The sequence below is a fragment of the Agrilactobacillus yilanensis genome (assembly GCF_003946725.1).
Lineage (GTDB): Bacteria > Bacillota > Bacilli > Lactobacillales > Lactobacillaceae > Agrilactobacillus > Agrilactobacillus yilanensis.
Window position 1 is genome coordinate 80,553 of record NZ_RHOY01000003.1, and the last position, 11,690, is coordinate 92,242.

Here is an 11,690-nt window from a genome sequence, read left to right on the forward strand (position 1 = left end):
CTCAACTTATATTTTATAATAAAAACAGAGGTCCTTGACATTGACTGCCCCGACCTCTGTTTCAGACAAATATACAAATTAGATTGAACTTAAGCACAGTCATCACGCAACATGAAATATCTTAAATGATATTTAATCGAACTCGTTTATTGTAATCCGCCTTAGCGGCATAAACAATATTACGAATGGATTGTACAACGCGCCCTTGCCGACCAATAATGCGACCAACGTCATCTGGATCTAACTTCAAATCAAATTCAATGAACTTATCTGACTCATGTTGTTTGATTTGAATACTTTCCGGATGACTGCACATTGGCTTTACAATGACTTCAATTAGCTTTGTAATATCTACCATAATAATTATTTCTTAGTAAAGCGTGCTTCATGATATTTCGTCATGATACCTTTAGATGAAAGTAAATTACGAACTGTATCTGAAGGTTGTGCACCTTTTTGTAACCAGTCTAAGATTACATCTTCATCAAGTTTTAATTGAACAGGTTCTGAAATTGGGTTATAGTAACCAACTTCTTGAATAAACCGACCATCACGAGGTGCGCGTGAATCGGCAACTACGATACGGTAAAAAGGTTTACGTTTAGAACCCATACGTTTCATACGAATTTTTACAGACAAATATGACACCTCCAAATATTTTATCAACGCAAATAAATATACCAGTAATTCATGAAGATGTAAAGAGTTTTTTCTTTACAGTTTAAGATTTAAATCTTTTTGCGTTTTTTAAGCGCTTCTTTTTGTTTTTCTTTTGCTTTCTAGCCATTGAATGCAAGGCCATTTTACCCAAACGGCCTTGCACCCCATTACCAAATAAATTCTCCATGCCGTTCATATTGCCTTTAGACATTTGCTGCATCATCTTTTTAGAAGTCTCAAATTGTTTAATAATTCGATTCACTTCCGCAATCGGCCGGCCGGCACCGGCTGCTAACCGCCGTTTTCGGCTAGGATTTAGTAAGTTTGGTTCTTCCCGCTCTTGCGGCGTCATTGAATAGACAATAGCCTTAATATGATCTAAGTCTTTAGAAGACACATTCAAATTTTTAGTCGCCGGATTATTGGCTAACCCGGGAATCATCTTCATTAATTCATCCACAGGCCCCATTTTTTGAATTTGATCCATTTGATCTAAGAAGTCGTTAAAATCAAAACTATTTTCTTTGATTTTATCGGCCATTTCTTGGGCTTGCTGTTCATCATAATCCGTTTGTGCCTTTTCGATTAAGGACAGCATATCCCCCATGCCTAAAATCCGATTTGCCATTCGATCTGGATAAAAGACATCTAATTGATCTAATTTTTCACCTTGCCCGGTAAATTTGATCGGTTTACCAGTCACTTCACGAATAGATAAAGCAGCCCCACCACGGGTATCCCCATCTAATTTCGTTAAAACAACCCCAGTGATGTTTAATTGTTCATCAAAACCCTTGGCCACCTCTGTTGCTGCTTGCCCGGTCATCGAATCAACTGTCAGTAAAATTTCAGTTGGGTGAACTTCATTTTGAATGTTTTCCAACTCGGTCATTAACTTCTCGTCAATTTGCAGCCGACCGGCCGTATCAATAATGACATAATCATTTTTTTGTAAATCAGCTTGAATCATCCCTTGTTTCACAATTTCTACAGGATCATGATCCGTGCCCATATCAAAAACAGGGACATCTAACTGCTGGCCAATTGTTTTCAACTGGTCCACAGCGGCTGGCCGATAAACGTCGGCCGCAATCATTAACGGCCGTGCTTTTTGATTTTTAATTAAATAATTTGCTAATTTACCAGCGGTCGTTGTTTTCCCGGCCCCTTGAAGCCCAACCATCATAATGATCGTTGGGATATGAGGGGATTTATTTAACGGCACTGCCTCTTCACCCATTGTCTTCGTTAATTCATCATTAACAATTTTGACAATTTGTTGCGCAGGCGTCAAACTATCTAAAACTTCTGCACCAACGGCACGTTCACGTACTTTTTTTACAAAATCCTTAACGACTGTAAAATTAACATCGGCCTCCAAGAGCGCTAACCGGACTTCCCGCATCATTTCGCGGACGTCAGCTTCAGTTACTTTCCCTTTTTTACGGAGTTTGCCAATGGCATTTTGGAGCCGATCTGACAGACTTTCAAAAGCCAAAATTCATCATTCCTTCTTAATCATCTAATGTCGTTTCAATTTGTTGCACTAAGTTAATTAATACTCTATCATCTGGATGATTTTTTGCAATATAATCTTGCAGCTGTTCCGTTGCTTTTGCTTGTTCTTGATAATGAGCATATAATTTTAACTTTTTTTCGTAATCATTCAAAATTGCTTCAGTTCGATGAATATTATCATACACCGCTTGTCGGCTTACCGAAAATGTTTCCGCAATTTCGCCTAGAGAATAATCATCTCGATAATAAAACTGGATATAGTCATGCTGCTTAGTCGTTAATAATGAACCATAAAAATCAAACAATTCATTAATGCGATTATTTTTCGCCAGTTCCATCGGTTTCACCCTTATCTTCTGCCGTTGTTGGTTCCGTTTCTGTTTCAATTGCTGCTTGTGCCTCAGGTTCAACAATCAAGCCCTTAAATAAGCCATAGATAAACTCATCTGCCTCAAAGTTTTGCAGATCATCCATCTGCTCCCCTAAGCCCACCATTTTAACTGGAATATGCAGTTCATTTCGGATCGCTAAGACAATGCCGCCTTTTGCGGTGCCATCTAATTTAGTCAGCACAATCCCAGTAACCTTCGTGGTTTCGTTAAATTGTTTAGCTTGTGACAAGGCATTTTGACCGGTTGTTGCATCCAAGACTAAAAGTACTTCTTGTGGCGCATTCGGCAATTCTTTTTGAATGACGCGCTTTATTTTTTCAAGCTCTTTCATTAAGTTTACTTTATTTTGCAAGCGGCCGGCAGTATCCACTAATAAAATATCTGCTTGCTGTGCCTTGGCCTCTTTAACCGCATCAAAAACGACGGATGCCGGGTCGCTGCCTGCTTTGCTGGCAACTACAGGCACATTCACCCGTTGACCCCATTCTTGCAGCTGTTCAATGGCACCAGCTCTAAATGTATCACCGGCAGCCAGCAGCACTTTTTTGCCTGCTTGCTGATAACGATGGGCTAATTTACCAATCGTTGTGGTTTTGCCGGCACCATTGACCCCAACAAATAAGAATACAGTTGGTTCATCGGCTTCTGCAAAGTGTAAAGTATTATCTTCACTTTCCCCGGCTTCACCATAAATGTCCACTAATTTTTGAACAATAACTTGTGAAACTTCATTTGTCTTTTTGACATTTTTTAATTTTACTTCTTCACGTAAGGCTTCACTGATTTTTAACGCGGTTTCATAACCCACATCCGATTCAATCAGCATCTCTTCTAAATCATCAAAAAACGCTTCATCAACCGTCCGAAAATTAGCAAATAACGCATTAATCCGTTCACCAAACGTTTGGCGGGATTTTTTAAGCCCTTCGTCATATTTCTGTGTTGTTTCGACTTGTTCCGGTTCTTGAGTTTCCTGTGGTTTACCGGTAAAAGCCTGCTTGATTTTATCAAATAAGCCCAAAATTTTCCTCCTTTTAGGTTTTACCCTGAAATTTGATCTGTCAGTGCTACCGAGACAATTTTTGAAACACCTGATTCCTCCATTGTAACACCATACAAGCGATTCGCCCGCATCATCGTCCCTTTTCGATGGGTAATCACAATAAATTGGGTCTGCACATCATAAGTTTTTAAAAAGTCCGCATAACGATCCACATTGGCATCATCTAACGACGCTTCAACTTCATCCAAAATACAAAATGGCACCGGCCGTACTTTAATAATGGCAAACAAAACGGTAATCGCTGTTAATGCCCGTTCTCCACCGGACAAAAGACTTAACCGTTGCAATTTTTTGCCAGGCGGCTGGGCATTAATTTCTACACCGGTTGTTAACATATCTTCTGGTTCCGTTAAGCTCAGCCGTGCCTGTCCACCACCAAACATTTGTGGAAAAATCTCACTAAAGGCTTGAGAAACTTCTTTAAACGTCTGTTCAAATCGCTGGCTGACTTCAGCATCCAGTTCATGGATCGTCGCCATCAATGTTTCTTTAGCCGTCAATAGATCATCACGCTGCTGGGTCAAAAAGTCATAGCGGGCTTTTGTCCGGCTGTAGTCATCAATCGCATTTAAGTTCACAGGTCCAATATCATCTAAACCCCGTTTTAATAATTTTAACTGCTGATTGATCTCCGAAAGCGCTAATGAAGGCAGTGTTTTTAATTTGGCTTTTGAAGCTTGATAGGTTTCGTGATAATCCGTCTCCAGTGTCGTCAAATGTTCTGTAATCTGCTGCACTAATAACTCATGTTTCTGACGGTTTGTCGCCAATTCTGTTTTTGTATTCTCGACCAATTCAACTTGGCGCGTTAATTGTTGCTGTTGTTCAGCTACCAATGTTTGTAACGCTTGCCGCTGGGTTTGTAATTTTTTAACAGCGGCTGTTGTCGTTTTTAATTTTGCCTCAGTCACCGTCAACTGCTGTTTTACTTCAGCTTGCGACGTTAACCGGTTTGAATTTTGTGCTGTCAAATCTGCTATCTTTTGCGTTAATGTTTCAATTTGCGCACTTACTGCAGTTTGCCGACTTTGATTGGTGGTTAATTGCAGCTTTGAACTTTTAATTTGTTCTAATAACGCTGAATTTTGAATGAGCTTTTGATTCAATTGCGTATTGTTTTCAAAACGTTGCTCATCATAATCCGCCAAAGCCGTTTTTAAGGCTGCAATTTTTTCATTCGTTGTTGCAATTGCCGTTACCGTCGTTGCTTGCTGCGCTTGGTTCTCTGCAATTTCTGTTTGCAAATCCTCGGCTTGTTCTTTAGACGTCTCCAAATTATAAGCCAGCGTTTTTAATTCCCGCTGTGCATAATCTGCTTCATTTTCCAAATTAGTCAGTTCGTCATGATATTGACTGTAGGCGGTATTATCCGACTTTTGCTGAACTTGCAATGTTTGAATCTTTTGATCTAATGTGGTCAACTGGGCCTTTTGTGCTGCCACAGCACTTTGTTTTTGATCCAAAGCCACCGACATTTTAGCAATTTGAACCTTCGCCGTTTCAATCTGTCGGTTTTGCTGCAATAAATTACTGCTGTTCCGAGCCAAAGCACCCCCGGACATGGCGCCGCTAGTGCTGAGTAAATCACCAGCTAACGTGACGATTCGATAGCGCCGATGAATCAAACGGGCAATTTGAATCCCATGTTCCAAAGTATCCACCATCAACACCGTACCCAACAAATGCTGCGCTACTTTTTGATACTGAGGTTGGACTTGCACAAGGTCAGCAGCGGTACCTAAATAACCCGGCTGGCCCGTTAACTGCTGACTAACGGCTGTGGCCACCGAAAATTGTTTGATGCTATCCAGCGGTAAAAAAGTGGCTCGACCTTGATGATCCTTACGTAATAGCTCAATACAAGTCTTGGCCACCGCTTCACTTTGCACCACAATATTTTGCAATTGACTGTTTAAGACCGTTTCAATCCCGGTTTGATACGTCTCAGGAACCGTGATTAATTCGGCCACTGCCCCTTGAACGCCGGCAATTTGAGCTTTACGCCGCAAAATATACTTAGGCCCTTGATAAAAGCCATTAAAACTATTTTGTAATTCTTGTAAACCCGTCAATTTCGTTTGGGCTTTTTGATAAATTTCAGTCGCCCGCAATAAATCTTGATTGGCTTGATGATACTGCTGGTCCAATTGCTGCTGTTGGTGCTGTAGCGTTTCGATTTGTGCGGTCATCGCATCAAATTGCTTTTGACCATCTTGAACGTTAGCTTTAACCGTTTTAATCTGAGCCGCAAATTTTTCATAAGCCGCTGTCTTAGCTTGATGTTGCGCTGTTAATCGCTGGATTTGGTTTTCCAAAACTTGATTTTGCTTGTCCAGCATTACTAAACTGTTGCGAATTTGCGCCTGTTGCTGCAATAAATCTAAATAATGATCATTTTGATCTTGCAGTTTGGCGGCCAAATCATCTTTTGAATCTCCAGCTTGGGCTTGCAGTAACGTAATTTCGGTTTTTAAATCTTTAGCCGCCTGATCTAGCGTAGCCGCTGCTGCATTTAAAGCCGTTTTAGCCGTTGTTAGCTGCTGCTGTTCGGCTGTATAAGCTTGCAATTGCGTTTGATACTCTTGAATCTGACTGCCGATTTGATTATGTTGTTGATCGGTGGCATTTACGCGGCCTTTGAGTGCTTCCAACGCTTTTGTAGTGGTTACTAATTGCTGTTGTTGCGCATCTAACTGCTGATCAGTGGCCGTTTGACTGTGCTGATTTTGCGCTAAAGTTTCTGAGAGCTCAGTCCGCGTTGTTTTTAATTTTTCTAACGTCGTCTCTAACGTTTCCAGCTGCGTTTCTGTCGCCAATTTTAACGTATTTTTTTGATCAATATTCAACGTTAACCAAGCTTGATATAACTTATCATATTGACCTTTTTGCTCAATATACTCTTTGGCCAAACTGCTTTGTTCATGTAGCGGTTCCAACTGGGTCTCAATTTCATTAATAATATCTTCAACCCGATTTAAGTTGTCCCCGGTTTTTTCTAGTTTCTGTAGCGCAGCATCTTTTTGAATTTTATATTGATGGACACCTGCTGTTTCCTCAATAATCGTGCGCCGATCTTCAGGCCGACTGTTAAAGATAGCCTCAACTTGACCTTGTGAAATAATTGAAAAAGAAGCTTTGCCCAGACCTGAATCTAAAAATAAATTGGTAATATCCTTCAAGCGGCAAGCCTTTTTGTTAATATAAAACTCGCTGTCTCCATTACGAAAAATTTTGCGGGTCACGACTAATGTATCCTGGTCCATTTTTAACGCCCGGTCCCGATTATCAAAATTCAAAGTGACTTCTGCCAAATTTAATGCTGGCCGCAGCTGCGTTCCGGCAAAAATCACGTCCGACATGCGCTCGCCCCGTAACCCTTTGGCAGACTGCTCCCCCATGGCCCAACGAACAGCTTCCGTAATGTTACTCTTACCGCTGCCATTGGGGCCCACAATACCGGTGACACCTTGTGTAAATTCTAATGTTGTTGGCTCGGCAAAAGACTTAAAGCCAACAATTTTTAATGACGATAATGGCATATACTAGCACTCCAGTTAATCAATCTATATTTGGCCTTGATTGATTTTAGATAACGCTGTTTCTGCAGCAGACTGTTCGGCTCTTTTTTTACTAGGGCCTTGACCTTCACCTAAAATCTTACCATCAGCTGAAACGTTGACATGGAATACCCGCTGATGTGCCGGGCCGTCTTCAGATAACGTGTTGTATTCAATGGTCACATCCCCATTGACTTGTAAGCGTTCCTGTAAAGCTGTCTTATAATCTGTAAAGTTATTAAACTGACCCACATCAATTTTAGGAAAAATGATCTGCTGAATAAACTTCACAACCGCTGCTTTACCTTGATCTAAGTACAACGCCCCATTGAACGCTTCAAATAAATCTTCCAACAGCGTGTCTCGGTCTCTGGCGCCCATCATTTCTTCACCTTTACCTAAACGAATATATTTGTCAAAATGCGCTTCTCGAGCAAAGCTGCTGAAGCCTTTCGTGCACACAATTGACGCCCGCATTCTTGTCAGTTTACCTTCTGGCAAATCTGGAAATTGCTTAAATAAATGTTCTGAAACCGTTAACTCTAAAACAGCATCCCCTAAAAATTCCAACCGCTCATTGTCTTTGATGTTTAATTCTCGATGCTCATTGACAAAAGACGAATGGGTGAACGCTTCATCCAATAAACTGAGATCTTTAAATTCGATATCGTAATTTAAACGTAGCTCGTTTGCAAGGTCTTGTATCATTCGTTAACTCTCCTCTATTTTTTGTTTTAAATTCACCGTTAAATTTGATTTTTTCTTATATCTATACCGTTATAAATACATTAAAAAAGCAAATTAACGTAACACTTAATTTTACCAAAATTTAGCCCCTAACGCATGTTTTCTTTGCCGGTGATTCAAAAATCAGGCTAAAGCATGAGTCCCCGCATTTTACGGCACAAGGCTTTATTTTAACCCAAAAAAATAAAAGGGTCTACAAAAATCATCTTTTGCAGAAATACCCTTTTAAGTGATTACTTTTTTAAAAAGCTTTATTTTAATCTTTAGCAACCATATGCTCTTTGATGTAGTCCACTGCATCGCCAACGGTTTGAATGCCTTCTGCATCCTCATCTGGAATTTCGCCGCCAAAAGTATCTTCTAATTCAATGACAAATTCAACAATATCAATTGAATCTGCTTCTAAATCTTTTTTAAAGTCTAACGTCTTCGTCACTTTATCTTTATCCAAATCAAATCGGTCTTCTAAAATTACAGCAACTTTATCAAAAATTTCTTGTTCAGTCATTTTAAGCCTCCAACTCTTAATGAAAAATAGTCTAATCGTTTTTTAGATAATTGTCTAGTCCTTCTCATAACTTTCACAACGCAACAAAATAAATTATCGGTTAAAAGCCGATCTAACCTAACTATTTAGCAAAATAATCTTTAAACTTAGTAACCGTATCTTTGCGGACCATCTCGTGAATTTGCAACATTGCATAATAAACGGCCCGATTATCCGAAGCCCCGTGGGATTTAACAACCGGCGCATTACAGCCTAATAACACAGCACCGCCATAACGGGAAGTATCAAATTTTGCCTTAACACCCTTAAACGCCTGTTTAGATAGGGCCGCACCGATTTTGACTTTAGTGCCGGAATGCATCAAATTATCTTTTAATAACGTCATCATCGCCCCAGCGGTACCTTCAATTGTTTTCAAAACCGCATTTCCCGTAAAGCCATCTGTTACAACGACATCCGCGCTGCCTTGTAAGATGGTAGTTGCTTCAACATTGCCCACAAAATTCAAATCTGGATCGTCTTTTAGCAGCTGATACGTTGCCTTGTGCACATCGTCACCTTTATCATATTCGGTCCCATTATTTAATAAGCCAATTTTAGGATTTTGTACCCCCCGAACATCTTCAGCGTAAAATGCCCCCATCTTAGCATATTCATGTAAATGCTCTGGTTTGTTGCTGGCATTAGCGCCGGCATCTAGTAAATTAAAGCCAGCATCATTGGTAATCGTTGGCATTGTTGGCATTAACCCTGGCCGTTCAATGCCTTTGATCCGGCCGACAACAAAAATACCGCAGGCTAAAACAGCCCCTGTATTCCCACAAGAAAAAAATGCATCTGCCTCATGATCTTTAACGGCCTGCGCTGCTAAAACCATGGACGCCTGTTTTTTTCGACGGACAGAACGCACTGGCTCATCTTCACCCGTAATCACTTCTGTGGTATGTCTAATTTCAATCCCATGGCCATCTGAAATCAACGGCTTAATTTGGGCTTCATCACCAAACAAAATAAACGTTGTATCCCTAAATTCAGTGGCATCCCGTGCCCGTAAAACACCTTCAACAATTGCTTTAGGCGCATGATCGCCACCCATTGCATCTACTGCAATTTTCATCTATTTAGCTCCTTATCGTGTGTCCTTTAAATTAATCTAATGAATTGGTCAAGCCATACTGATGTAAATAAGTCTGCAATGCCCCATGATTTTTTAAGTCAGGGTCATTGCTAAAAATTTGCTGCGCTTCAATTTGAGCAGCCTGCAAGACGTTAAAATCCGTCACAGGATTCCCCACTTTAAACTCTGGTAATCCAGACTGCTTCGCCCCAAAAACATCCCCTGGACCTCTTAATTCTAAATCTTTTTCGGATAAAACAAAACCATCATTTGTTTCGACCATCGCTTCCATTCGGGCAACAGCCACATCGTTTTTAGGATCCGCAATTAAAATACAATAAGCCCGCTTGTTGCCACGACCCACCCGGCCTCTTAATTGATGCAGCTGTGACAGCCCAAAACGATCCGCATCATAAATCACCATCATGGTGGCATTAGGGACATCCACCCCTACTTCAACCACCGTTGTGGAAACTAAAATTTGAACCTCGTTATTACTAAAAGCCGTCATAATCTCATTTTTTTCACTATTACTCATCTGGCCATGTAATAACGCCACTCGATAGGTGGGTTCAAAGCGGGCCACATAAGTGTCATACAACGCTTGTGCATTTTTTAAGTCTAACGATTCGGATTCTTCGATCAACGGCGAAATAATAAAGGCTTGATTATGCGCCTGTAATTGTTGCGCCAAAAAAGTTTGCACTTGATTCGTCTGATTGCTTTTCACCCAACTGGTTTGTATCGGCTGGCGGCCAGCCGGAAGTTGGTCAATGGTGGAAACATCCATTTCCCCATAAGTTGTAATCGCTAAAGTCCGGGGAATTGGTGTAGCCGTCATCATCAACACATCTGGACTAAAGCCCTTTTGTCGTAACCGTTTTCGCTGGGCAACCCCAAAGCGATGCTGTTCATCAATCACTACAAACCCTAGATTTTTAAACGTCACATTTTCTTGAATCAGCGCATGGGTGCCGATCAGCACATTAATTCTACCCGCAGCCAAATCACTATAAATTTCCCGGCGTTCTTTTGCTGTGGCAGAACCCGTCAGTAAAGCTGTTTTCACAGTCATTGTGTCAAACAGAACTTTCAATTTTTCAAAATGCTGGGTTGCTAAAATTTCAGTCGGTACCATCAGCGCGGCCTGATAGCCGGCTGTTACCGCTGAAAATAAGGCAATTGCTGCCACAATGGTTTTCCCACTGCCCACATCGCCTTGTAACAAACGATTCATCTGATGACTGCTTTTCATATCCCGGGCAATTTCGTTTACCACTTTTTTCTGAGCTTTTGTCAATTCAAAGGGTAATTCCTGAATAAAAGCTTGAACCGCTGCTAAATCATAATGCAACGCCAACCCGTTTTCTGAAGTCCGTTCTTGACGCCGTAAATTTTGAATGCGGCACTCAAATAAAAAGAATTCCCGAAAAATCGCACTGCGCCTTGCCGCCTTAGCTTGGGCATCTGTTTTAGGAAAATGCATCCCGGCCACAATCTGCGCTTCGGATAACAGCCGGTAATGCTGGCGAATCGCTTCTGGGACACTTTCCGTTAACACCGACTTATATTGGGTAAAAGCCAGCTGAATCATTTTGATCAATGTCGATTGCCGCAGCCCTTTTGTTAACCCATAAACCGCGTCCATCCCTTGTGCCTCGTCAGCGCTTGGTGTAAAAATTTTTAGCCCGTTTAAACTGCGGCGGCGTTGATCCCATTTGCCAAAAACCGCAATTTCTTTATCCGGAATAAATTTGTCTTTTAGCCACGGCTGATTAAAAAAAGTCGCAATAATAACTTGATCTTGAATTAATAAACGGATAATTAATCGTGTCTTATGGGGTCCAAAGCGCGTTAAAATTGGCTGGGCGACCACGATGCCTTTTAAAGTTACTTTTTCTTGATCGGTAATATCGGCAAGTTCTTTAACTTGTAAGTCTTCATAACGAAATGGAAAATAATATAGCAAATCATAAATTGTTTGAATGCCTAATATTTTTAAGGTTTGTACCCGTTTAGGGCCGACCCCCTCCAAAACCGAAATGGGATCCATCAAGTCCACTACTATCACTTCCAACCATCATGAGGCCGAAACAAAACTTCTGTTTTGCTCCAGCCTCATAGATTA

General features: G+C 40.8%; 10 protein-coding genes. All 10 read right to left on the reverse strand.

Annotated elements, in window-relative coordinates:
• Nucleotides 1-121: 121 nt before the first annotated feature.
• The 10 genes from EKM93_RS03285 to recG all read right to left on the reverse strand — a co-directional run bounded on the left by EKM93_RS03285 (nt 122) and on the right by recG (nt 11,624).
• A complete protein-coding gene (locus tag EKM93_RS03285; RefSeq protein ID WP_125713052.1) occupies nt 122-358 on the reverse strand; it encodes a KH domain-containing protein in 237 nt (78 codons plus the stop codon).
• 5 nt (nt 359-363) lie between these two features.
• On the reverse strand, nt 364-639 hold the full coding sequence (rpsP, locus tag EKM93_RS03290) for a 30S ribosomal protein S16 (RefSeq protein WP_125713053.1): 276 nt from the start codon (nt 637-639) through the stop codon (nt 364-366).
• An 82-nt stretch (nt 640-721) separates the two neighbouring features.
• On the reverse strand, nt 722-2,158 hold the full coding sequence (ffh, locus tag EKM93_RS03295; protein WP_125713055.1) for a signal recognition particle protein: 1,437 nt from the start codon (nt 2,156-2,158) through the stop codon (nt 722-724).
• Nucleotides 2,159-2,174: 16 nt separating this feature from the next.
• A complete protein-coding gene (locus EKM93_RS03300) occupies nt 2,175-2,516 on the reverse strand; it encodes a putative DNA-binding protein (protein WP_125713057.1) in 342 nt (113 codons plus the stop codon).
• Nucleotides 2,497-3,591 carry a signal recognition particle-docking protein FtsY gene (gene ftsY / locus EKM93_RS03305; RefSeq protein WP_125713059.1) on the reverse strand — a complete coding sequence of 365 codons (1,095 nt, stop codon included), beginning with the start codon at nt 3,589-3,591 and terminating at the stop codon, nt 2,497-2,499. Before ftsY ends, EKM93_RS03300 begins: the two co-directional genes overlap by 20 nt.
• A gap of 20 nt (nt 3,592-3,611) precedes the next feature.
• Nucleotides 3,612-7,172 carry a chromosome segregation protein SMC gene (smc, locus tag EKM93_RS03310; protein WP_125713061.1) on the reverse strand — a complete coding sequence of 1,187 codons (3,561 nt, stop codon included), beginning with the start codon at nt 7,170-7,172 and terminating at the stop codon, nt 3,612-3,614.
• 24 nt (nt 7,173-7,196) lie between these two features.
• Complete coding sequence (gene rnc, locus EKM93_RS03315; RefSeq protein ID WP_125713063.1) at nt 7,197-7,898, reverse strand: ribonuclease III; 702 nt, start codon at nt 7,896-7,898, stop codon at nt 7,197-7,199.
• 295 nt (nt 7,899-8,193) lie between these two features.
• Nucleotides 8,194-8,445, reverse strand: a complete 252-nt coding sequence (gene acpP / locus EKM93_RS03320; protein ID WP_125713065.1) for an acyl carrier protein — start codon at nt 8,443-8,445, stop codon at nt 8,194-8,196.
• 121 nt (nt 8,446-8,566) lie between these two features.
• Entirely contained in the window at nt 8,567-9,562 is a 996-nt protein-coding gene (plsX, locus tag EKM93_RS03325) for a phosphate acyltransferase PlsX (RefSeq protein ID WP_125713067.1), read from the reverse strand.
• 31 nt (nt 9,563-9,593) lie between these two features.
• On the reverse strand, nt 9,594-11,624 hold the full coding sequence (gene recG, locus EKM93_RS03330) for an ATP-dependent DNA helicase RecG (protein WP_164506976.1): 2,031 nt from the start codon (nt 11,622-11,624) through the stop codon (nt 9,594-9,596).
• Nucleotides 11,625-11,690: the final 66 nt, after the last annotated feature.